The organism is Nonomuraea sp. NPDC050394, assembly GCF_044459065.1.
Classification (GTDB): domain Bacteria; phylum Actinomycetota; class Actinomycetes; order Streptosporangiales; family Streptosporangiaceae; genus Nonomuraea.
Map to the genome: position 1 here is coordinate 891024 of NZ_JBITIO010000001.1, position 22461 is coordinate 913484.

The 22461-nt window shown below is 72.3% G+C and carries 19 protein-coding genes and 1 tRNA gene; 7 read left to right on the forward strand and 13 right to left on the reverse strand.

What is annotated here, in order from left to right; translation table 11 throughout:
- The first annotated feature begins 3 nt into the window (after nucleotides 1–3).
- The 4 genes from ACIBKY_RS04405 to ACIBKY_RS04420 are packed head-to-tail and all read left to right on the forward strand — an operon-like array spanning nucleotide 4 to nucleotide 4219.
- Nucleotides 4–1536, forward strand: a complete 1533-nt coding sequence (locus tag ACIBKY_RS04405) for an amidohydrolase family protein (protein WP_397094326.1) — start codon at nucleotides 4–6, stop codon at nucleotides 1534–1536.
- Between the two features lie 29 nt (nucleotides 1537–1565).
- On the forward strand, nucleotides 1566–2624 hold the full coding sequence (locus tag ACIBKY_RS04410; RefSeq protein WP_397094328.1) for an alanine racemase: 1059 nt from the start codon (nucleotides 1566–1568) through the stop codon (nucleotides 2622–2624).
- A gap of 8 nt (nucleotides 2625–2632) precedes the next feature.
- Complete coding sequence (locus ACIBKY_RS04415) at nucleotides 2633–3013, forward strand: RidA family protein (protein WP_379621854.1); 381 nt, start codon at nucleotides 2633–2635, stop codon at nucleotides 3011–3013.
- Between the two features lie 9 nt (nucleotides 3014–3022).
- A complete protein-coding gene (locus ACIBKY_RS04420; protein ID WP_397094329.1) occupies nucleotides 3023–4219 on the forward strand; it encodes a hypothetical protein in 1197 nt (398 codons plus the stop codon).
- Here ACIBKY_RS04420 and ACIBKY_RS04425 read toward each other — a convergent pair.
- Genes ACIBKY_RS04425 through ACIBKY_RS04465 form a run of 9 tightly spaced genes read right to left on the reverse strand, consistent with a single transcriptional unit; the run spans nucleotide 4212 to nucleotide 12651 of the window.
- Nucleotides 4212–4754 carry a TetR/AcrR family transcriptional regulator gene (locus tag ACIBKY_RS04425; RefSeq protein ID WP_397094330.1) on the reverse strand — a complete coding sequence of 181 codons (543 nt, stop codon included), beginning with the start codon at nucleotides 4752–4754 and terminating at the stop codon, nucleotides 4212–4214. The genes ACIBKY_RS04420 and ACIBKY_RS04425 overlap by 8 nt on opposite strands.
- A 5-nt stretch (nucleotides 4755–4759) precedes the next feature.
- On the reverse strand, nucleotides 4760–5377 hold the full coding sequence (locus tag ACIBKY_RS04430; RefSeq protein ID WP_379621848.1) for a LysE family translocator: 618 nt from the start codon (nucleotides 5375–5377) through the stop codon (nucleotides 4760–4762).
- A 55-nt stretch (nucleotides 5378–5432) separates the two neighbouring features.
- On the reverse strand, nucleotides 5433–6230 hold the full coding sequence (locus ACIBKY_RS04435) for a class I SAM-dependent methyltransferase (protein WP_397094332.1): 798 nt from the start codon (nucleotides 6228–6230) through the stop codon (nucleotides 5433–5435).
- 21 nt (nucleotides 6231–6251) lie between these two features.
- Nucleotides 6252–7814 (reverse strand): amidohydrolase, encoded by a 1563-nt coding sequence (locus ACIBKY_RS04440; RefSeq protein WP_397094333.1) that lies wholly within the window; start codon nucleotides 7812–7814, stop codon nucleotides 6252–6254.
- On the reverse strand, nucleotides 7811–8497 hold the full coding sequence (locus ACIBKY_RS04445; RefSeq protein WP_397094335.1) for an ABC transporter ATP-binding protein: 687 nt from the start codon (nucleotides 8495–8497) through the stop codon (nucleotides 7811–7813). The genes ACIBKY_RS04440 and ACIBKY_RS04445 overlap by 4 nt, the downstream gene beginning before the upstream one ends.
- On the reverse strand, nucleotides 8494–10194 hold the full coding sequence (locus tag ACIBKY_RS04450; protein WP_397094337.1) for an ATP-binding cassette domain-containing protein: 1701 nt from the start codon (nucleotides 10192–10194) through the stop codon (nucleotides 8494–8496). The genes ACIBKY_RS04445 and ACIBKY_RS04450 overlap by 4 nt, the downstream gene beginning before the upstream one ends.
- Nucleotides 10181–11038, reverse strand: a complete 858-nt coding sequence (locus tag ACIBKY_RS04455) for a branched-chain amino acid ABC transporter permease (RefSeq protein ID WP_397094339.1) — start codon at nucleotides 11036–11038, stop codon at nucleotides 10181–10183. The genes ACIBKY_RS04450 and ACIBKY_RS04455 overlap by 14 nt, the downstream gene beginning before the upstream one ends.
- Nucleotides 11038–12225, reverse strand: a complete 1188-nt coding sequence (locus ACIBKY_RS04460; protein ID WP_397094340.1) for an ABC transporter substrate-binding protein — start codon at nucleotides 12223–12225, stop codon at nucleotides 11038–11040. Before ACIBKY_RS04460 ends, ACIBKY_RS04455 begins: the two co-directional genes overlap by 1 nt.
- 30 nt (nucleotides 12226–12255) lie before the next feature.
- Entirely contained in the window at nucleotides 12256–12651 is a 396-nt protein-coding gene (locus ACIBKY_RS04465) for a nuclear transport factor 2 family protein (RefSeq protein ID WP_397094341.1), read from the reverse strand.
- 73 nt (nucleotides 12652–12724) lie between these two features.
- On the opposite strand from ACIBKY_RS04465, the gene ACIBKY_RS04470 reads away from it, so the two are divergent.
- Entirely contained in the window at nucleotides 12725–14158 is a 1434-nt protein-coding gene (locus ACIBKY_RS04470; RefSeq protein WP_397094342.1) for a GMC family oxidoreductase, read from the forward strand.
- Here ACIBKY_RS04470 and ACIBKY_RS04475 read toward each other — a convergent pair.
- The 3 genes from ACIBKY_RS04475 to ACIBKY_RS04485 form a co-directional block, all read right to left on the reverse strand.
- A complete protein-coding gene (locus tag ACIBKY_RS04475; protein ID WP_397094344.1) occupies nucleotides 14147–16372 on the reverse strand; it encodes a xanthine dehydrogenase family protein molybdopterin-binding subunit in 2226 nt (741 codons plus the stop codon). The two genes, ACIBKY_RS04470 and ACIBKY_RS04475, sit on opposite strands and share 12 nt — an antisense overlap.
- Nucleotides 16373–16493: 121 nt before the next feature.
- Entirely contained in the window at nucleotides 16494–17474 is a 981-nt protein-coding gene (locus ACIBKY_RS04480) for an FAD binding domain-containing protein (RefSeq protein WP_397094345.1), read from the reverse strand.
- Nucleotides 17475–17689: 215 nt separating this feature from the next.
- On the reverse strand, nucleotides 17690–18184 hold the full coding sequence (locus ACIBKY_RS04485) for a (2Fe-2S)-binding protein (RefSeq protein ID WP_379630824.1): 495 nt from the start codon (nucleotides 18182–18184) through the stop codon (nucleotides 17690–17692).
- 712 nt (nucleotides 18185–18896) lie between these two features.
- Between ACIBKY_RS04485 and ACIBKY_RS04490 the strand changes: the two genes are divergently transcribed.
- Complete coding sequence (locus ACIBKY_RS04490; RefSeq protein ID WP_397094346.1) at nucleotides 18897–21644, forward strand: AAA family ATPase; 2748 nt, start codon at nucleotides 18897–18899, stop codon at nucleotides 21642–21644.
- 98 nt (nucleotides 21645–21742) lie between these two features.
- On the opposite strand, the gene ACIBKY_RS04495 is transcribed toward ACIBKY_RS04490, so the two are convergent.
- Nucleotides 21743–22129 carry a response regulator transcription factor gene (locus ACIBKY_RS04495; RefSeq protein ID WP_397094348.1) on the reverse strand — a complete coding sequence of 129 codons (387 nt, stop codon included), beginning with the start codon at nucleotides 22127–22129 and terminating at the stop codon, nucleotides 21743–21745.
- A 117-nt stretch (nucleotides 22130–22246) separates the two neighbouring features.
- Here ACIBKY_RS04495 and ACIBKY_RS04500 point away from each other — a divergent pair.
- Nucleotides 22247–22318, forward strand: a tRNA-Arg gene (locus ACIBKY_RS04500).
- Nucleotides 22319–22461 lie beyond the last annotated feature (143 nt).

A 22461-nucleotide genomic window follows, 5' to 3' on the forward strand; every position in this document is an offset into this window, starting at 1 on the left:
TGAGTGGCTTTCGATGTGATCATCAGCGGTGCCCGGGTGCTCGACGGGACGGGCGCTCCGCCGTACCGGGCCGACGTGGCGCTCAGTGGCGATCGTGTGGCGGCGGTCGGCCGGCTGGACGGCGCGCGGGCGGCGCGGATCGTGGAGGCGGCCGGGCGGTTCGTGGCGCCCGGGTTCGTCGACTGCCACGCGCACGGTGAGGCCGCCGTCTTCGACCCGGCGGTGCAGCTCGCGGCGCTGCGGCAGGGGGTGACCACGTTCGTGCTGGGGCAGGACGGACTGTCGTTCGCGCCGGGCTCCGCCGCGACCGTGGCCTATGCCACGCGGTACTTCACCGCCGTCAACGGGCGGCTGCCGCACGAGGGGCCGCTGTCGGTCGGCGAACTGCTGGACGGCTACGACCGGACGGTCGCGCTGAACACCGCCTACCTGCTGCCACACGGCACGATCCGCTACGACGTGATGGGCCCCTCGCCGAGCGCGGCAGGGCCCGCCGAGATCGCGGCGATGCTGGCCAGGGTGGAGCGCGGGCTGAGCGAGGGGGCCGTCGGGCTGTCGAGCGGGCTGGAGTATCTGCCGGGCCGTTACGCCACGGCCGAGGAACTGGCCGCGCTCTGTGCTCCGCTGGGCGGCCTGCCGTACGTCACCCATATGCGCGCCTATGGCGCGAAGGCCGCGATCGGCATGGACGAGGTCGGCGAGATCGCGCGGCTGTCGGGGGCGGCGGTGCACGTCTCGCACCTGCACGGGCCCGCGGGCGTGCTGCTGCCGCTGGTGGAACGGGCGCTGGCCCAGGACGTCGACCTGACCTTCGACACCTATCCCTACCTGCGGGGGAGCACGATCCTGGCGATGGTCGTGCTGCCGCCGTCGGTGCCGGGGGCCGAGGTGGACCGGGCGGTCGAGATGCTCGCCTCTCCCGACCTCGACACCTGGTGGGCCTCGCTGGAGGACACCTGGCCGAGGCTGACGATCTCGCACGCGCCCGGCTCCGCCTGGGCCGAGGGGCTGACGATGGTGGAGGCGGCGGCCCGCGCCGAGCTGCCGCCCGCGGAGTTCTGCAAGAAGCTGCTCATCGACACGCGGCTCGAAGCCGGGTGCGTGACCGCGCGGCCCGACGAGGGGCCCGAGGGGGAGGAGTCGGTCCGCCGGATCCTTCGCCACCCCGTGCAGACCGGCGGCTCCGACGGCATCTACGTCGGCGGCCACCCGCATCCGCGCGGCTGGGGCGCCTTCGCCCGCTTCCTGGGGCGGCACGTGCGCGAGCTGGGCGACTGGACCTGGCAGGAGGCGGCCGTGCATCTGGCCTCCCACCCGGCCCGCCGCTTCGGACTGGCAGGGCGCGGGCTGGTGCGCGCCGGGTCGGCGGCGGACCTGATCGTCCTGGATCCGGTCAAGGTCGGCGACGAGGCCACCTACGCCGCGCCGCGCGCGCCGGCCACGGGGGTGGATGACGTGTTCGTCTCCGGTGTCCAGGTGCTGGCGGGAGGCGAGCTGACCGGGGCCACCCCAGGCCGGGCGCTGCGCTCGCGTTGATAGGGTCAACGCGGATGAATGGGGGCATCGTGCAGGGAATTCTCGCGGAGTCCGAGCTGCCGTTGATGGTCGTGCATCGCGCCGCGCTTGAGCACAACGTGGCCACGATGGCCGCCTTCGCGCGCGGCCACGGGCTGGAGCTCGCGCCGCACGCCAAGACCCACCTGTCGCCCGAGATCGCCGCGATGCAGCTCGGCGCCGGGGCCTGGGGCCTGACCGTGGCCGACTCCCGGCAGGCGAGGATCGTCCGCGGCTTCGGCGCGAGCCGGATCATGGTGGCCAACCAGGTCGTGGACCCGGTCGGGCTCGGCTGGCTGGCGGCAGAGCTGGAGCGCGACCCCGGGTTCGACTTCCTGTGCTTCGCCGACTCGCGCGAGGGCGTGGACATCCTGCGCGCGCACGCGCCGTCGCGGGGGTTCCGCGTGCTGGTGGAGCTGGGGCACGCCGGTGGGCGCGCGGGCTGCCGGTCGGTGGACGAGGTCGTGGATCTGGCCGGATACATCCAGACCGTGGATGGTGTGTCGCTGGCCGGAGTGGCCGGGTACGAGGGCGCGCTCACCTCCGCCGGAGAAGTCCGGAAATATCTGGGCCTGCTCCAGGACGCGGTCGAGTACCTGCGGGTCAAGAACCCCATCCTGACCGTCGGCGGCAGCCAGTGGTTCGACGTCATCGGGCGCGAACTGGTCGCCGCCCAGGCCACGGTGGTGCTGCGCAGCGGCGCGTACGTCACCCACGACGACGGCTACTACCGCGAGCGCACCCCCTTCAACCGGATCGACGGCGAGCTGCGCCCGGCCTTCGAGATCTTCGCGCACGTGCTGTCCACCCCCGAGCCCGGCCTGGCGATCGTCGGCATGGGCAAGCGCGACGCGCCCTATGACGAGGGGCTGCCGGTGCCCAGGCGCGAGGGGCTGACCGTCGCCAAGGTGCAGGACCAGCACACGGTCGTGCACGGCGACGGCCTGCGCCCCGGTGACGTGCTCTCCTTCGGCATCTCGCACCCGTGCACCGCCTTCGACAAGTGGCGCGCGCTGCCCCTCGTCGACCCTGACTACCGCCAGGTCGGCACCATAACCACGCATTTCTAGGAGATCTCGTGAAGAAGGAAATCAGGACCAACGACGGCGCCGCTCCCGTCGGGGCCTACTCCCAGGGCCTCGTGGTCGGCGACTTCGTCTACACCTCGGGCGCCGGGCCGCTCGACCCGGTGACCGGCGAGGTCGTCGGCGACGACGTGGCCGCCCAGACGCACCAGACGATGAAGAACCTCGGCGCCGTCCTGGCCGCCCACGGGCTCGGCTTCGACGACGTGGTCAAGGCGACCGTGCACCTGCAGCACCTCAAGCGCGACTTCGCGGCCTACAACGAGGTGTACAAGTCGTACTTCAACCAGCCTTTCCCGGTCCGCACCACGGTGGGATCCGACCTGATGGACATCCTGGTGGAGATCGACTTCGTCGCGCACAAGAGCGCGTAAGGTCAACCCGTGGACAGTTCGGTATACGTCTTCGTCGAGGACCTCCGGGGTGAGGGCGTCGACAAGGTGCTCGACCGTGTCGCCGGATACGGCACGGCCGGCATCACCGTGGGCGCCGTGCACCACGGCTCCCGCGACGTCACCCCGCACGGGCTGTCCAGGCTGACCCTGCGCCACGACGGCGCCCACTTCGTCCCGCCGCACGAGCTGTTCGCCGGGCTGCGCCTCACGCCGGTCCCCGGCTACACCGACGCCCTCGACGGCGTCCGGGAGGCCTGCTCGAAGCGGGGCCTGAAGCTCCACGGCTGGACGGTGTTCCTGCGCAACCTCACGCTCGGCACCCGCCATCCCGACGTGACCGTGCGCGACTGCTTCGGCGACCGCGGCTCGCTCACCGACCTGTGTCCCGCCCACCCCGACGTGCGCGAGTACGCCGTGGCGCTGGCCAGGTCGGTGGCGAGGCTCGGCGTCGACAGCGTGGTGGCCGAGTCGCTGCACTTCCGGCCGCTGCGCCCCGAGCGCTCCTTCGTCCCGCTCGGCCCCATGGACAACTACCTGTTCGGCCTGTGCTTCTGCGACTACTGCATGCGCCGCGCCACCGACCTGGGCGTCAACGCCGAGGTGGCGCGGGACGAGTGCGCCAGGATCGTCGGCGGCGTCTTCGACGGCGACCCCGCCGCCCAGGGTGAGGTGACCAGGGCCGCGCTGACCGCTTACGCCGGTCCCGACGTCGTGGCCTACGCCCGCGCCCGCTCGGAGACCGTGACCACGCTGGTGTCCGAGGTCGCGTCCGCGGTGGCGGAGGAGGGTTCCAAGCTGGTGTTCATCGACTACACCGGCTCGGTCAAGGGCTACCGCGACGGCCTGCCATCGCCCGGCCTGGCCGCCCACGACGCCTGGCAGCTCGGCGTCGACCTGGTCGCCCTGGGTGACCTGGTGCCCGCCTTCGGCGTGCTCGCCTACGCCCGCGACGCCGCCCGGGTGGCCGACGACGTCGGCGCCTATCTCCGCTCGGTCGGCAAGGACCGGGAGGTACGGACCGTGCTGCGCCCCGGCTACCCCGACAGCGACTCCACCGACCGGCTCGTGGCCAAGGCGCTCGGGGCCAAGGCGGCGGGCGCGGCGGCGGTCGACTTCTACGCCTACGGGCTGGTGCCGCACCCGGTGCTGGAGCGCATTCCGGCGGCGCTGAACGAGGCTAGCTGACCCCGTCGAGCACGGCGGCGACCGCCTCGGCGGCGAAATCGGCGCCCAGCGGCAGGCCCCTGAACACCGCCCTGATCCACATCGCCCCCGCCAGCAGGTCCATGACGAGCATCGGGTCGGTCGACTCGGGGAGTTCGCCGCGCCGTACCGCGCGCTCGAAGACCACGCGCTCGCGGGCGAGGCGGTCGGCGAAGAAGCGCCGCGCGTCGATCTCGGGATGGTGTACGGCGGCGCCGAGCGCGGCCACCGCCACATCCCGCGCGGGCGGTTCGGTGAGCAGCACCCCCATCGCCTCCACCAGCGCCACCAGGTCGCCGCGCAGCGATCCGGTGTCGGGCACCTCGAACTCGAGCATGTCCGCCTCGACCAGCGCCGCCGCCAGCAGGGCGGCCTTCGAGGGCCACCAGCGGTAGATCGTCGTCTTGTTGACGCCCGACGTCTCGGCCACGCCCTCGACGGTCAGCCCGTCGTAGCCCTTGGCGGCCAGTAGCCGCAGCGTCGCCGCGAAGATCTCCCGCTGCTTCCTCGGTGCCATGCGGCCTATTTTCTCCCGGTGAGCGCGGTGACCACGCCGAGTCCCAGGTAGACCACGCCGGAGAAGTAGCGCAGCGCCCGCGCCTTGGCGGCCAGCCGGTGGCCCAGGGCGCCGGCGGTGAAGGCGTAGATCATGTCCGAGAGCAGGCCGAGCACCAGCAGGATGGCGCCGAACACCACGATCTGGAGCGCGGGGGAGCCGGCGGCCGGGTCCACGAACTGCGGCAGGAGCGCCAGGAAGAACAGTGTGACCTTGGGGTTGAGGATGTTGATGACCACGCCTTCGAGGAACACCTTGCGCAACGGCTGCGGCTCGGGCGCCTGGGCGTGCTGCTCGTCCTTGCCGGTGAGCGCGCGGATGCCCAGGTAGACGAGGTACGCGACGCCGGCCCACTTGACGATCGAGAACAAGGCGGCCGACTGGGTGATCACGTAGGAGAGACCCGCGGCGGCGGCGAGTATGTGCACGAGCGTGCCGGCCTCCACCCCGAACGCGCTGGCCAGCGCGGCCGAGCGCCCCTGGGCCAGGCCGCGGGCGGCGATGTAGAGGTGATTCGGCCCCGGGATGACGACCAGGGCCAGCGCGGTGGCGGCGAACAGGGCCAGGGTGGGAAGGGCGATCATGCCTCCGACAGTAGAGGAGTCTTGGTCCACGAACGGAGTCCAATGCGGTGGTGTCTCAGTGGGCCAATACCTCGCCGCGTACCGCCCAGGCGCGGGTCCGCAGGGTGATCGAGCCGTCCGCCGCCGCCGGCATCCGCTCCCGGATCCGCTCACGCAGCGCCGCCCGGCGCGCCCGCGGCAGCGCGGCCGCGTACGCCGGTGCCGGTCCCTGACCGGCGAGGAAGGGCCGCCAGTAGTCGTCGAAATCCCGGAACACCGCGTCCATGTCGATCGGCGCGACCTCTACCCGGGCCAGCCCGGCGCCGTCCCACAGCGCCCGCAACGGCTCGGGACGGCACAGCGGGAACCGGGCACCCTCGTCCAGCGCTCCGGCGTCGGGATCGAGCTCGACGGCCGCGGACCAGAAGGCCCTGATCACGTCCATCCGCCGGGCGTAGTCCCAGACGTAGGCCGCGACCGTGCCGCCCGGGGCGGTCACCCTGGCCAGCTCCGCGACGGCCGCCGCCGGATCGGGCACGAAGTTCAGCACCAGCCCGCTCACCGCCGCGCCGAACCGCCCGTCCCCGAACGGCAGAGCCCGCGCGTCCGCGACGGCGAACCCGGCCCGCGCGTCGGCGACCAGGTCGCGGGCGTGCCGGACGAACCCGGCCGACGGATCGGCTCCGGCGACCCCGTCCGGCGCGGCGGCGGCCAGTACCGCGGCGGTCAGCGCGCCGGTCCCGCAGCCGGCGTCCAGCCAGCGCCGCCCGGCCGGGACGCCCAGCCAGGTCACGAACGCCGCCGCCACCGGCCTGCTCCACCGGCCCATGTAGCCCTCGTAGGCATCTCCGGCCGCCCAGATGTCCGCACCCATGCCCGAACGGTATCCAGGCGCTCAGCCCGGATGCACGATCCTGCCGCCGAAGACCGTGAGATCGACCGGCGCGTCGACGAGCTCGGCCGGTGCCGTCGCCGCGCTCACGCAGAGGTCGGCGACCTTGCCGGCGCTGACCGTGCCCTTCCAGCCCTCCGCGTGGTCCTGCCAGGCGGCGCCGCGCGTGTAGGTGCCCAGCGCCTCCTCCAGCGTCAGCCCCTGGCCCCGCCTGGCGACCAGCGCGGCCACTCCGGCCCGCCAGTCGGGGCCGGTCACCGGCGCGTCGGAACTGCACGCGGTGTTCACTCCGGCCGCGAGCGCCGAGCGCGCCGGCCACTCCCGCTCCGCCCAGTCCGCGCCGAACAGGGCGCGGGTGGTGTCCGACTCCATGGCCTGGAGCACCGGCTGCAGGTTGATGCCGTAGCCGAGCCCGGCGAGCGTGGCCAGCGCCGCCTCGCTCGCGAACTGCCCGTGGATCAGATAGTGCCGCGCCCCGCCCGGCAGCGCCGCCAGCGCCGCCGTCACCGCGTCGACGCCCCGGCTGCCCACCACGTGCACGCCCAGCTGGTGACCGGCGGCGTGCACCAGCCGCATGATCTCCTCCAGCTCGGCCACCCGCTCGGCGTCGCCGTCCCCGCGCGTGCACAGCGAGCCGTGCCCGCCCGACGGGTACGGCTCCCGCATCCACGCCGTCTCGGAAGGCGGGATCCCGTCGGCGAACACCTTGACCCCCAGCAGCCGCAGCACCCGGGGATCGACCCCGTCCAGCCGGGGCGGATCGGCCAGCCAGGCCCGGGTGTCGGCCACCGACGCGCCCGACATCGGGCTCGGCAGGCCCAGCACGCTCACCCGCGCGGTCAGCTCGCCCGAGCGCGCCAGCTCGACGTAGGCGTCCAGCGCGGCGCCGCTCATGCCGCCCGCGAACGCCTCCTCGCCGCCGGGCCCGAGACCGGGTTCGGTGAAGCTGGTGATGCCGAGCCGGTTGAGTTCGGCGACCACGTCGCGCACCACCGCGGCCAGCCCGCCCTCCGGATGCGGCACCGCCCGCATGACCAGGCTCTGCTCGCCGTGGTGCAGCACGCCCCCGGACGACTCGACTCCGGCCAGGCGCAGCGCCGTGCTGTTGGCCCAGACCGCGTGGCCGGAGAAGTCCTGCAGCACCACCGGATTCGCGGGGGCCGCGGCGTCCAGGTCGGCCGCGGTCATCGTCCGGCCCGCCGCCACCTCCGCCAGCCGCCCGGGGTGCCAGCCGATGCCCCTGATCCAGGCGCCCGGCTTGGCCTGCTGTACCGCGTGGGCGACCTTGTCCTGGACGGCGGCGACGGAGCCGAGCGCGACGTCCAGGCAGAACGGCGGCCGGTGCAGCCCGTACCCGACGGCGTGCAGGTGGGAGTCGTTGACGCCGGGCAGCAGCAGCCGCCCGCGCAGGTCGATCACCTCGGCACGGGGTCCCGCCCACCGCGCGGCCCGCTCGCCGACGTGGACGATCTCGCCGCCGCGCACCGCCACCGAGCTCGCGTACGGCATCGCCGGATCCATGGTCAGGACCCGCCCGTTGACCAGCACCAGATCCGCGGTCGTCATGCCCGGTCCTCTCCCAGGTAGGCGCGCCGCAGCGCGGAGTCGTCCTCGCGCAGCGGCCCGGGGTCGCCGCTGTAGGTCAGGGCGCCGCGCGACAGCACGTACGCGGCGTCGGCCAGCGCCAGCGCGGCGTGCGCGAACTGTTCCACCAGCAGCACCGCGCACCCGGCGTCGGCCAGCGCGCGGATGACCGGCAGCAGCCTGCGCACCACCGCCGGGGCCAGGCCCATGGACATCTCGTCCAGCAGCAGTGCGGCCGGTTCGCGCAGGATCGCGCGGGCCAGCACCAGCATCTGCTGCTCGCCGCCGGACAGCAGCCCGGCCCGCACCTCCAGTCGGGGAGCGAGCTCGGGGAAGAGCGTCAGCGCCCGGTCCGGGTCGCCGGCCAGCAGGAGGTTCTCGCGGGCGGTGAGCGTGGCGAAGACGGCTCGGCTCTGCTCGACGTGGGCCAGGCCGAGCCGGGCCCGCCGGGTGCGCGGCCGTCCGGTCAGGTCGTGGCCGTCGAGCGTGATCCGGCCCGAACGGCTGGGCAGGACGCCGGAGACCGCCTCAAGCAAGGTGGTCTTGCCCGCGCCGTTCGGCCCGAGCAGCACGCTCACCTGCCCGTGCCCGGCGCGCAGCGTGACCTCGCGCACGACCGGCTGCCCGCCGCGCGCCACGGTCAGCCCATCCAGGGAGAGCGTCACGCCGTCACCTCCTCACCCAGGTAGGCGCGCAGCACCCGCGGTTCGGCGAAGACCTCGGCCGGCGGGCCGTCGGCGATGACGCGGCCGAAGTCCATCACGCTGACCCGCGCGCAGACCGCCCGCACGAGGTCGAGGTCGTGCTCGATGAGCAGGACGGCGCAGCCGAACCGCTCAGGAGCGGCGCGCAGCCACCGGCCGAGCCGCTCGGTCTCGGCATGACCGAGCCCGGCGGCGGGCTCGTCCAGCACGGCCAGCTCGGGCCGGGCCAGCAGCGCTCCGGCCACCTCCAGCAGGCGCCGGGTGCCCACGTCCAGGTCGGTGACCGTCCGCCCGGGGTCCACGGCGACCAGGTCGCCGAGCGCCTCGGCCAGGTCGCGGGCGGTCAGCGGGCGGCGGGCGGCGAAGCGCAGGTACTCCCCGGCGGTCAGGCCGGTGGGCACCCGGTCCTGCTGGAACGTCCTGCGCAGGCCCGCCCGCGCCCGCAGGTGGGCGGGCCGGCCGTTCAGGTCGCGTCCGGCGAGCTCCACCGTCCCCGTGGCGGTGGTGAAGCCGGTGATGGCGTCGACCAGCGAGGACTTGCCCGCGCCGTTCGGCCCGACCAGGCCGTGCACGCCACCCGCCCGCACCTCCAGGGAGACGTCCTGGACGGCGGCCACCTGCCCGTAGCGCACGCTCAGCCCGGTGATCCGCAACGCCGTACCGGTGGCCGCCTGGGGAACGGCCTTCTCCGCGAGCGGAACCGGCGCCCTCGCCCGGTGACCGTCGCGCCGCCGTATGGCCGCGCGCAGCGCGTCGCTGATGCCCGCGCCCTGGGTGAAGGCCTGGATGGCGCCGACGGCGAAGACCACGTTCGCCCACTGCTGCGGGATGCCGAACCGCCTCAGCAGTTCCGCGACCAGCACGCCGAGCGCGCCGCCGATGAGCGCGCCCTCCGCGTGGTGCGCCCCCGCCATGACCGCCACCGCGTACGCGGTCAGCGACTGACCGGGGTCGAAGTTGCGCGCGAGCAGCATGCCCAGCTGCCCGGCCAGCAGCGCCCCGGACAGCCCCGCGATGAACGAGCTGACCGCGAAGGCGCTCAGCTTGGCCCCCGGCACGCTCGTACCGGCCGCCGCGGTGGCCCGTTCCGACTCGCGCAACGCCCGCCACGTGGCGCCGAACCTGGTCCGCCGCACCACCGCCAGCGCCACCGCGACCAGGGCGAAGACCCCGGCGCAGAACAGGAAGTACTGCCGCTCCGAACTCAGCCCCGCCGGCCGGCCCACGCTCAGCCCCAGGTCCACGCCGGGAAAGGAGGCGGCGGCCAGCACGATGTCCACGGTCGCCGCGAAGCCGAGCGTGACGATCGCCAGGTGCACCCCGCGCAGGCGCAGCGCGGGCAGCCCGATGAGCAGCCCGAACGGCACCGCCGCCAGGCCCGCCAGCGGCAGCCACACGTACAGCCCGCCCGGCACGCCCCACAGGTTGAGCTGCGCGGTGCTCCAGGCGCCGATCGCGGCGAAGGCCGCCTGGCACAGCGAGACCATCCCGGCCTGGCCGGCGATCACCCCGAGGCTCTGCAAGAGCACGCCGGAGATGACCGCGGACATGGCCAGGAACACCCAGTAGGCGGGCAGGGTGGCGGCCAGGCCGTACGCGAGGATGGCGAGGGCGAGCGCGGCCAGTCCCCGGCGGACGGCCCGGTCAGCGCGCGGCATCCCACACCTCCCCGCGCCGGCTCCACAGCAGCAACAGCAGGATGGCCGCGAACGGCACCGCGTCGCGGTACTCGCGCACCGCGGCGGAACCGGCCAGCAGACCCTCCAGCAGGCCCAGCGCCAGCCCGCCCAGCAGCGCCCCCGGCAGCCGCGTCAGCCCGCCCGCCAGCGCCGCGGCGCAGGCGGGCACGATGAGCATGCTGAGCGACAGGATGTCGCTGGAGCGCACCGGCGCGACCAGCAGAAGCACCAGTGCGGCCAGCGCGCCGGCGGCGCCCCAGAGTGCGACCGCCGGCCCGCGGGTGCCGATGCCGAGGAGTTCGGTGGTGACCGGCCGCTCGGCCATGGCGCGCAGCCGCAGCCCGAGCGAGGTCCGCGCCAGCAGCAGGTGGGTGCCGCCGCCGATGAGCACCGCCAGCGCGATCAGCACGGGCGTGCCCCAGGTGACCACCACCCCGGCCAGCGTGGCCACCGGCGCGCCGGCCGGGTTCTGCAGCACCCGCGGGGTGTCGCCGAACAGGATGTAGGCCAGCGCGATGATCCCGATGAGCTGCGCGATGGAGACAGCCGTGCGCAGCTGGGCGCCGCTGCCGGCGAACCACCGCACCATGACCGCGCCGCACCCCGCCGACGTCAGCGCGCCCGCCGCCACCCCGGCGACCGCGGCCATCCCGTACGGCAGGCCCGTCTCGGCCAGCGCGGCCATCACGTAGACCCCGGCCATGCCGGTGGCCGCGACGGCCAGGTTGACCGTGGCGGTCAGCCGGTACATGGCGGTGAGCAGCAGGCCGAGGGCGGCGTAGGTGCCGCCCGCCGCCAGCCCGGAGACGAGGCCCTGGAGCATCAGCCGAGCGTCCCCGGATAACGCACCCACTCGGGCGTGACGACCTGCCAGGCCCCGCCGCGCAACTGGACGATCTTCCCGGCCCGGTTGGACCGGTGCTTGGCCGCCGCGCCGAACTCGTACGCCGTGCCCACCAGCGGATTCTCGATCGGCTTGAGCGCCTTGAACGCCTGGCCGGCCGACTCGCGGGTGATCGCGCCCTTGATGCCCTTGAGCGTGTCCACGACGTAGGTGGCGGCCAGATACCCGCCCTGGCCGAACGAGGTCAGCGGGACCTTCTTGGCCGCCATCAGCTCGCGCCAGTCCTTCAGCACCGCCGAGTCCGCGTCGGTGAAGGGCTCGAACTCGGCGTTCGCGTAGGTGCCTTCGCCGTCGGGGCCGAGCGCCTTGGCGACCGCCTCGGTGTAGGGGGCGGTGGTGAGGAGCCAGTCGATGCCGGTGACGTTCTGCTGCTTGACCACCTTCATCCAGGCGATCGCCATCGGCTCGGTGCCGTTGTAGAGGACCGCCTGGCAGCCGGCCGAGCGGGCGCGCAGGACGAACGGGGTCGGGTCGGAGTCGGGCTTCACCGTGCGGTCGTCGAGCGTGAGCTTCTTGCCGGTGAGCTTCGACCAGCTCCGTACGGCGCCGCCGTACGCGTCGTTGGTGTTGCCGAGGATCGCCAGGAACATGCAGACCTTGTCCCGCTTGAGCACCTCGGAGGCGTAGTACATGTTGATCGCCATGTTGAGGTACGGCCCCGTGTTGACCGGCGAGATGGCCGGCGACTCGAAGCAGGTCGGGTCGACGCCGGTGCCCTGGACCGCGACGATCGCCGACTGGACGTAGAAGGGCGCGTTGACCGCGCAGTCCAGCAGGCTGGCAGAACCGGCCAGCAGCACCACGCCCTGGTTGGTGACCAGGTCGCGGGCGGCCTGCGCGGCGGCCGCCGGGTCGCCCTTGTCGTCGGCGACCAGGTACTCGATCTTCTGGCCGTTGATGCCGCCCTGCTCGTTGACCCGGTCGAAGACGGCCTTCGCGGCGGCGGAGGAGTCGGGGAAGGTGACGGGCCCGCTGAGCGAGCTGACCGCGCCCACCCGGATGACGCCCGTGCCCGGACCGTCCCGGCCGGTGGTGGGGGTGTCGGCGAGCCCGCAGCCCGCCAGGGCGGCCAGCAGTAAGACGGACAGCGTCCTGGAAGCGATCATGACGATGGGACCTCTCGTGCGTGAAGTGCCCTACGCGCTCAGGGCCTCGGCCACCAGCGCGGTGTCGGTGAACTGCTCGAAGCTGACGGCCGCCCCGTCGCGCAGCTTCCAGACGTGGGTGAAGCGGACCCGCATCGCCTTGCCGGTGGCCCGGTAGACGCCGCTGTAGAAGCCGATCACGACGATGGTGTCGCCGCCGTCCACGTACTCCTCGGGGTCGGCCCGGTAGTCCGCCCATTCGCCGCCGAGGCGGGAGAAGACGCCTTCCAGCACCTCCTCACGGCCCACGTACGTGCCCGCGTACGGGAATCCGGCCATCTCGGTCCAGCGGGCGTCCGGCGCGAGGAGGGCCAGGATGCCTTCGATGTCGCCGCGGGCCGAGGCGGCGTAGGACTCACGGACGGCGTCCAGGTTCTTGCCGGTCATGGCCATCCTTCCTCCATGAAGTCGTCTATGAAATCATATAGCTTTCCTCATCGTCCGAAAAGGAGCTGTCCCGATGGAGAGCGCTGACGTGGTGGTCATCGGAGCCGGGTCGGCCGGGGCGGCGGTCGCCGGGCGGCTGGCCGAGGTCGAAGGGCTGTCCGTGCTGCTTCTTGAGGCGGGCGGTCCCGACGGCAATCCCGACATCCACGACCCCGGCGGAGTCTTCCGGCTGTGGGGCGGCGCGGAGGACTACGACTACCTCACCACGCCACAGGCCGGGCTCGGCGGGCGGCGGCTGCACTGGCCGCGCGGGCGGGTGCTGGGCGGCTCCTCCTCGCTCAACGGCATGATCTTCGTACGCGGCAATCCCTCCGACTACGACTGGGGGCCGGGCTGGACCTGGCCGGAGGTGCTGCCGGTCTTCAAGCGGCTGGAGGACTTCGACCGCGGCGCCTGCGAGCATCACGGCGCGGGCGGGCCGGTCCGGGTGATGTCCGACTACCGTCCGCATCCGGTCAACGCTTCCGTGGTCGAGGCGGCTGTGGGGCTCGGCCTGCCGTACAACGAGGACTGCAACGGCGCGGCGCAGGACGGCGCCGGCTTCTGCCAGCTCACCGTCAAGGACGGTCGGCGGCACAGCACGGCGGCGGCCTATCTGCGCGGCGGCCGGGTGCGGATCAGGACGGGAGCGGTCGCGACCAGGCTCCTGTTCGAGGGGCCGCGGTGCGTCGGGGTCGAGATCGGGCGGGGCGAGCGCGTGTACGCCGGGCAGGTCGTGCTGAGCGCGGGCGCCCTGGAGTCGCCCCGGCTGCTCATGCTCAGCGGCATCGGACCGGCCGCCGAGCTACGCCGGCTCGGCGTGCCGGTGCGGGCGGACCTGCCGGTCGGCGCGAACCTGCACGACCACGCGCTGGTCCCGGTGATCGTGGCGGCCCGGGGGCCGGTGCCGCCGCCGGTGCCGGGGCTGCCCGTGATGCACAGCCAGCTGTTCTGGCGCAGCCGCGGCGGCCTGCCCGCGCCGGACGTACAGCCGCTCTTCTTCCACGTGCCCTTGTACGACGAGACGATGAGCGGGCCGCCGGACGCGTTCACGCTGATGGCCGGGATCATCCGGCCGGAGAGCCGGGGCACGCTCCGCCTCACCTCCGCCGACCCGGGCGCGCCGCTGCTGGCCGACCCCGCCTACCTGCGCGAGGAGGCCGACCGGCGGTGCATGCGGGCGGCGGTGGAGCTGTGCAGGGAGATCGGGGCCGAGCTGGGCAGCGAGCTCTACCCCGGAGACGCCGACGTCCCGGTCCACATCGAGCGCACGCTCGTCACCTACCACCACCAGGCGGGCACCTGCCGGATGGGCACGGTCGTGGACCACCGTTTACGCGTGCTCGGCGTCGACGGACTGCGCGTCGCCGACGCCTCGGTGATGCCCACGGTCACCTCGGGAAACACCAACGCTCCCGCGATCATGATCGGGGAGCGTTGTGCGGACCTCGTGCTGTCAGAGCAGTGACTCGATGGTGATCGGGAACGAACGCACCCGCCGCCCCGTGGCGTGATGAACCGCGTTGGCGATCGCGCCCGCCATCCCCACCATGCCGATCTCCCCGATGCCCTTGACCCCCAGCGGGTTGATGAACGGATCGTCCACCTCCACCGTCTCCACCATCACCTCGGGCACGTCGGCGTTGACCGGCACCAGGTAGTCGCCCAGGCTCGGGTTGGCCCAGCGGCCGTAGCGCGGGTCCATGTGCGTGGCCTCGAGCAACGCCTGGGACAGGCCCCAGATCATGCCGCCCATGAGCTGGCTGCGCGCCGTCTTCTGGTTCAGTACGCGGCCGGGCGCGAACACCCCGGCCATCCTGCGCACCCGCACCACCCCCAGAGCGGCGTCCACGGCCACCTCGGCGAACTGGGCGCCGAAGTTCAGCAGCGCGTGCTCCTCGTCGACGTGGTGCTGGTAGGAGCCCAGGTACTCGGTCTCCGGGACGAAGTTGCGGCTGAGCATCTCGCCGTAACTCTCCGACCCCGACGGCCCGGTCATGACGCCGTCCACGACGTCGACCAGCTCCGGGTCCGCGCCGTGCAGCGGCGAGCCCTCGTCCTGGACCGCCTGGGCGACGAGCTGCTCCCGCAGGCCCGTCGCGGCCAGATGCACGGCGTTGCCACCCGCCGTGGACCCGGTCGAGCCCACCGAGGCCGCCAGGAACGGCAGGGACGTGTCGCCGTACTCCACCCTGACCATCTCCAGCGGCAGCCCGAGCCCCTCGGCGGCGATCTGGGTGAGCACCGTGGCCGCGCCGGTGCCGATGTCGGAAGCGGCGGTCTGGATGACGGCGGTGCCGTCCGCATACAGCCGGGCCCGCGCCCGCTGCGGATTCATCAGCGGATAGACGGGATAGATCGCCGTGGCCATCCCCATGCCGATCAGCCAGTCGCCCTCACGCCGCATGCCGGGTCGCGGGTCGCGATCGGCCCACCCGATCAGCTCGGCGCCACGCGCGTAACACTCCTTGAGCCCCTTGCTCGACCACGGCCGCCCGCTCACCGGATCGACGTCCGCGTGGTTGCGCAGCCGCAGCTCGATCGGATCCAGCCCGGCCCGCTCCGCCAGCTCGTCCATCGCGCATTCCAGTACGGCCAGCCCCGCCGTCTCACCCGGTCCGCGCATGAACGTGGGCGTCATCGTGTTGCCCTTGATGAGGTGGTAGGCGGCCGCGAAGTTGTCGCAGGCGTAGAGCTCGCCGGAACCGCCCAGCGCGGGCTCGGCCCAGTCGTCGTAGGCCGAGGTGATCGACACCTTCTCATGGCGGATCGCGGTCAGCCGTCCGTCGGCGGTGGCGCCGAGCGTGATCGTCTGCTCGTTGTCCTCCCGCAGCCCGCACCCCGTGAACATCTGCTCTCTCGTCAGCGCCAGTTTGATCGGCCTGCGCATGATCTGAGCGGTCATGGCGGCCAGCGTCGGATGCGCCCAGATCATGGCCTTGGCGCCGAAACTGCCGCCGACGAACCGGGTGATCACCCGGATCCGCGAGGCCGGGATGCCCAGCAGGTTCGCGACCGTCATCTGAGTGGCGGTCGGACCATGGGTGGCGTCCCACAGCGTGAGCTGCCCGTCGTCCCAGGAGGCCACCGAGGCCGACATCTCCAGCGGGTTCTGGTGGTTGGCCGCGAACGTGAACGTGGCCTCCACCGTCAACGCGGCCGCCGCCAGCCCGGCGTCCACGTCGCCCCGGCCCATCTGGCCCGGCGCCAGGCCGGCCAGGATCCGCTCGGGCACGTAGGTCCGGTCGCGGCCCTCGTCGATCACGGTGATCGACGCCGCGCGCTCGTAGGTCACGTCCAGCAGCTCGGCGCCCCGGGTGGCGGCGTCCAGCGTCTCGCCCACGACGATGGCCACGGGCTGGCCCGCGTAGTGGATGACCGGGTCCTGCATCGGGAAGAAGCTCTGGCCATGGGCGACGGTGCCGGCCAGCGAGAGCGTGAGGACCGGCTGCGCGGCCACCTTCGGAAGATCCTCACACGTGAGTACGGCCAGCACGCCCGGCTCGGCCATGGCCCTGGACTTGTCGATCCCGGTGACGCGCCCGGCGGGAATCGCCGAACCGGCGATGACCGCGTGGCGCATGCCCGGCAGGGAGACTTCGGCGGTGTACTTGGCGGCGCCGGTCACCTTGGCGCGGCCGTCCACCCGGGTGACGGGCTGACCGATGAGTGTGGTGGTCATGCCGCGCTCACCTTTTCCGGTGCTTTCGCGGTCCTGTTCGTGCTGCGGTCACCCTTTTCCGGTGCTTTCGCGGTCCTGTTCGTGTCGCGGTCACCCTTTTCCGGTGCTTTCGCGGTCCTGTTCATGCGGCCGTCACCCTTTCCAGGACCCGCACGATCGTGCGTTTGGCCAGCTCGATCTTGAAGGCGTTCTGCGGGTGGCCCACGGCCGGGGCCAGTTCGGCCGAGGCCGCCGCCTCGAAGGCGTCGCCGATGGCAGGACCGCCGGTCAGGAGCTGTTCCGCCGCTCTGGCCCGCCATGGCCGGGTGGCCACGCCGCCGAGCGCCAGCCGTACCTCGCGGATGACACCGTCGGTCACCGTGGCCGCCACGGCCGCCGAGACCAGCGCGAACTCGTAGGACTCGCGGTCACGCACCTTCCAGTACAACGACGTACGCGCCACCGGAGCGGCGGGCACCTCGATCGCGGTGATCAGCTCGCCGTGCTCGATCGGGTGCTCGCGTTCCGGCGCGTCGCCGGGTTGCAGGAAGAAGTCCTCCAGCGGCATCGACCGCTCGCCGTACCGGCTCCGCAGGTGGATCACCGCGTCCAGCGCCACCAACGGCACCGCGACGTCGGACGGATGCGTCGCGAAACAATGCTCGCTGATCCCGAGTACGGCGTGCCCCCGATGAAACCCACCCTCGGCCGCGCAGCCGGAACCCGGCTCCCGCTTGTTGCACGGCATGCCGGACTCGCGGAAGTAGCCGCAGCGGACCCGCTGCATCATGTTGCCGCCCATCGAGGCCATGTTCCGCAACTGCGCCGACGCGCCCAGCTCCAACGCCTGCGCGATCATCGGGAAGCGTTCCCGCACGCCGGGCGTGGCGGCGACGTCACTCATCCTGGCCAGGGCCCCCAGCCGCAGACCGCCGCCCGGCAGGTCCTCGATGGCGTTGAGCGGCAGATCGTTGATGTCGACCAGCCGCCGCTCCTGGGCCACCCCGATGCGCAGCATGTCCACCTCGGTGGTCCCGCCGGCCAGAAACCTGCTCCCCGGATCGGCCCCTTCGGCCAGCGCCGAGGCTACGTCGCCGACTCTGGCGTAACTAATGGCGTGCACTGGTTACCTCCCTTGATGTGTGGACACGTGCGCTCGGCCGGCGTGACCTTGGCCGGTGCGCTTGACCGGTGTGGGTTCGGCTGGTGTGCGCGTGGTTGGCGTGCGTTTGGTTCGTGCGCGTTTGGCTGGCGTGGGCTTGGTTGGTGTGCGTGTGGCTCGTGTGCGTGTGGGCGGTGTGGGCTTGACCGGGGTGCGTTTGGCTGGTGTGCACCGTTCTATTGGTGCCCGCCATCGCGCACCTCCCGGATCGCCTGGCGGATGTGCGGGTAGGCGGCGCAACGGCACAGGTTGCCGCTCATCCACTCCGCGATCTCGGCATCGTCGCCGGCGTGGCCCTCCTCCAGCAGCTTGACCGCCGACATGATCTGCCCCGGCGTGCAGTAGCCGCACTGCAGCGCGTCACAGGCCAGAAAGGCGTCCTGCATAGGGTGCTCGACCAGACCCTCGATCGTGGTGACTTCCCTGCCCTCGCACGCGACCGCCAACGTCAGACAGGACACGACCCGACGGCCGTCCACCCAGACGGTGCACGCGCCACAGGCACCCTGGTTGCAGCCCTTCTTGGTACCGGTGAGATCCAGGCTTTCACGCAGGGTGTCCAGCAGACTGGCCCGTGGCTCCACCTCGGCCACCAGGGTGGCTCCGTTGACGGACAGGGACAGCTTCGCGGGTTCGGGGCCGCGCTCGGTCTTCTCCAGCGGACCATCCATCGGGGCTCCTCAGCGTTCTCCTGGCCCTTCCTCCAGCAGTGTCCAAGCCGCCGGGTTTTCCACGAGCAAAGCGCGCCCCACTATGCGGGTATTTGTCCCCCAATCCCCACCCCTCCCCGTCACCCACCCCACCCCTCCGCCCCGCCCTTACGCCCGCCCCTCCGCCCCGCCCTCTTGCTTCGCCCCTCCGCCCCGCCCTCTTGTTTCGCCCCTCCGCCCCGCCCCTCCGGCCTGTCCTCTCCCTTCGCCCCATCTCTCCGCCTCACTCCTCCCCCGCCCCTTTCCTCGCCCCTCCGCCCCGCCCCCTCTGCTCAGCCCTCCCGGCCCGTTCCTCCCGGCCCGTCCCTCCCGCTTCGCCCTCCCGCTTCGCTCCTCTTCTCCGCCTTCCCACTTCGCCCTCCCCGCCTCGTCTCTCCGTCTCGCCCTTCCCGGCCGTCCTCCAGCCTCGCCCTCCCGCCTTGCCTCTCCACCTGCTCCCTCGCCTCGGGCTCTGCTTGTCCGGCCGCGGTCCCTGCCTCCGGCCCCCGGCCTGCCTTGCCGGTCAGGGGTAAAGAGGGGACCACTTAGGGGGTGGACACAGGCCGTGACGGCGACCAGCCCCGTCCGACGTGAGAAGCGATCCCCCCGATCGGCGCCGGCGCACGGCGGCGGGTGGCGGGGGTGGGGCTGTGCCGTAAAGAATCATGATTCTGTTACATATAGAGTTACCGAGGTGAACAGTCTTCTTATCGGACGCTCAGCTGAGCTGAGGAGACTAGTTCGCGTGCTCGAAACCGCCGGCGACGGCACCGCCGGCGTGGCGCTCGTGGGCGGCGACGCGGGCATCGGCAAGACCCGCCTGACCTGCGAGCTCGTGGCCCAGGCCCGCGAGCGCGGCTTCAACGTCATGATCGGCCAGTGCGCCGAGCTGGGCGATGCGCTCCCATACCTCCCGCTCGCCGACGCCCTGCGCGGCGCCGACCCCACGCTGCGCGCCGCCATCGCCGAGCGCCCCGTCCTGGAGCAGCTCCTGCCGGGCAGCGAGACCGCGCCGTCGTCGGGCCTCACCCAGCAGAGACTGTTCGGCTCGCTGCTGGGCCTGCTGGCCGCGGTGCAACCGGTCCTGTTCGTGATCGAGGACCTTCATTGGGCCGATCGTTCGACCCGCGACCTGCTGGTGTTCCTGAGTCGCATGCTCCAGAGCGAGCGCGTCTGCCTCGTCGGCACCTACCGCACCGACGACCTGCACCGCCGCCACCCCCTGCGCTCCGTCCTGGCCGAGCTCAAGCGCCTGCCCGCGGTCACCGCGGTGGACGTGGGCCCCATGCCCTCAGCCGAAATCTCCGACTATGTCGCCACATTCGGTGACATGGACAGCCGTGAACTCGGTGAGATCGTCAGCCGCGCCGACGGCAACCCCTTCTACGCCGAAGAGCTCTACGCCGCCCTCTCGGAGGGCGAGACCCTCCCCGACGGCCTGGCCAGCCTGCTGATGTCCCGCGTCGAGGTCCTCTCCGAGCCCGGCCAGCGCGTCCTGCGCGCCGCCGCCGTCGCGGGCCGCCGCGTCGAGGACGTGCTCCTGCGCGAGGTCTCCGGCCTGCCTCTCGCCGACTTCGAGGAGGCCGTGCGCGAGATCGTCTCGCGCGGACTGCTCAGAGTCGACGGGTACGGCTACGCCTTCCGCCACGCCCTCCTCCAGGAAGCCGTCTACACCGACCTCCTGCCCGGCGAGCGCACCAGGCTTCACGCCACGTTCGCCACCCTGCTCACCGCACCCGCCGAGCTGGCCCACCACCACCTCGCCGGCCACGACCTGTCCGGCGCCCTGACCGCCTCCGCCGAAGCCGGTCGCCAGGCCGAACGCCTCGGCGCGCCCGCCGAAGCCCACCGCCACTACGACCAGGCGCTCAGCCTCTGGGACCGCGTTCCCGACGCCGAGTCCCTGGCCGGCGAGGGCCGCGCCGACCTGGCTCTGCGCAGCGCCATCATGGCCGCCGACAGCGGAGACAACCACCGCGCCGTCACCCAGCTCCGCGCCCTCCCGCAGACCTCGCAGGTCAACGAACGCCTGGCCTACTACCTGGCCGAACTGGGCCAGGACGAAGCCGCCGTCCAAGCTGGCGAGACCGCCGTGGACACCGCGCGAACCCCGGCGGAACTCGCCCGCGCCCTGGCCACCAGCGCCCGCGCCCTGGCCTGGACCGACCGCCACGCCGAAGTCGCCCCACGCGCCCGCCGCGCCCTGGAGGTCGCCCGCTCCGCCGGCGTCCCCGACGCGGAGAAAGGCGCCCTGATCAGCCTCGCCCTGCTGTCGGAGCTGGACGGCGACTTCTCCACCGCCGCCGCCCGCTACGAACAGGCCACCTCCCGCACCTCCGGCATCCTCGCCATGGACCTGCGAGCCGAGTTCGCCCGCGCCCGCCTCCTGTACGAGCAGGGCGACCTCGTCGAGGCCGCCTCCGCCACCGACAGCGGCATCCGGCTGGCGGAGGAGAACGGGCTGAACTGGAGTACGTACGGCACCGACCTGCGCTTCCTTCGTTTCCTCATCCATTACGTGGCCGGCGAATGGGACGACGCCGAACGTGTGGCCGGAACCTTCGGCGCCCGCGTCGGAACGGTCCCCGAGGCGATCCTGTCGTCGTTCGCCCTGTTCGTGGAGGTAGGCCGCGGACTACCTGCCGTGGGCCCCCGCATCGACTGGCTGCGCCCCTTCTGGTCCAACGACCTCGTCACCTACATGGCGCGCGGCCTGGCCGCCGAGGACGCCCTGTGGAAGGGCGATCCGACCGCCGCGTGGGAACACGTACGGGCCTGCCTGTCGCAGCTCATCCCCGCCGACCCGGCCAACCTGCGGATCTGCGCCACGGGGTTGTGGGCGTTGGCGGAGCTGGGCCGTACCGACGAAGCCGACGACCTGCGCGAACGCGCCCGCACCGCGGTCGCGGGCCCGGACGGCAAACGCGGGCCCATGGGCCTGGAGGGCCGCGCGTGGGCACTGCGCGTCGAGGCCGAGTGGGTACGCGTGCAGGGCCGCCACGACGTAGCCCTGTGGGAAAGGGTCGTGGAAGCGTTCGACTACGGCTTCGTGTACGAAACGGCCCGAGTCCGCTGGCGCCTGGCCGAAGCCCAGCTCGCCACCGGAGACCGTGAATCCGCGCAGGCCACCTGGCTGCTCGCCCGGGACGCCGCCGACAACCTGAAGGCGGTTCCGCTGGCATCGGCACTGGAGGAGTTCGCCCGCCGGGCCCGCTTCACCACCGCCTCGGCTGACGGCTCCCTGACCGCCCGCGAACTCGAAGTCCTCCGCCTGGTCGCCGACGGCCTCACCAACCGCGAGATAGCCGAGCGCCTCTACATCGCCCAGAAGACGGTAAGCGTCCACGTCTCCAACATCCTGGGCAAACTAGACGCCTCCACCCGCACCCAGGCCGCCGCCACCGCCCGCTCCCGCGGCCTCCTCTCCGACCAACCCGCCTAGCAACCTCCAGCCACGACCCCGAGCAGCCCTTGGCTGCGAGCCCGAGCAGCTCTTGGCTGAGACCCTGACCAGCCCTTGGCTGAGACCCCGAGCAGCCCTCAGCTGCGAGCCCGAGCAGCCAGATCGCGAACCACCTGAATGAGCTCGGCCGGATCGAACGGCTTGGTCAGATAGGCGTCCACCCCGATCCCCATCCCCCGGCGCCGATCATCATCCTGCGCCCGAGCCGTGATCAGCACCACCTTGATATGACTCGTGGCCTCATCAGTCCGCAACCGATGCGCCGTAACCCACCCATCCAGGCACGGCATCATCACATCCAGAGTGACCACGTCGGGCATGACATCAAGCACACGATCCAGACAGTCCGCACCATCGGTGGCGGTCTCCACCTCGAACCCCTCCAGGGTCAGGTTGACCGCGATGAGCTGCCTGATGACCTCGTCATCATCGACAACCAGAACTCTGCCCAGTACCTCGCCCACGGCCACGAAGCTAACCCGTGACGGGGTGGTCACGTGCGGTTTTCGATGGATGTGTGCCCGGAGCTTTATCGTGTGCGGAGTGGTGGCAGGATGCTGATAGCCTTAGGGCTCGTTGGAGCCCCCTTAGCTCAGGGGATAGAGCACCGGCCTCCGGAGCCGGGTGCGTAGGTTCGAATCCTACAGGGGGCACCCATTACCAGCCAGGCCAGACATCGTCTGACCTGGCTTTTTGCTTGATCGGCCGGGATATCGGTCATGCCATGTTGCGACGGCCGTAGACGCTAAATGACGACCGCCACGGGCAGCCCACGGGCAGAGATCTCTAGCAGGCC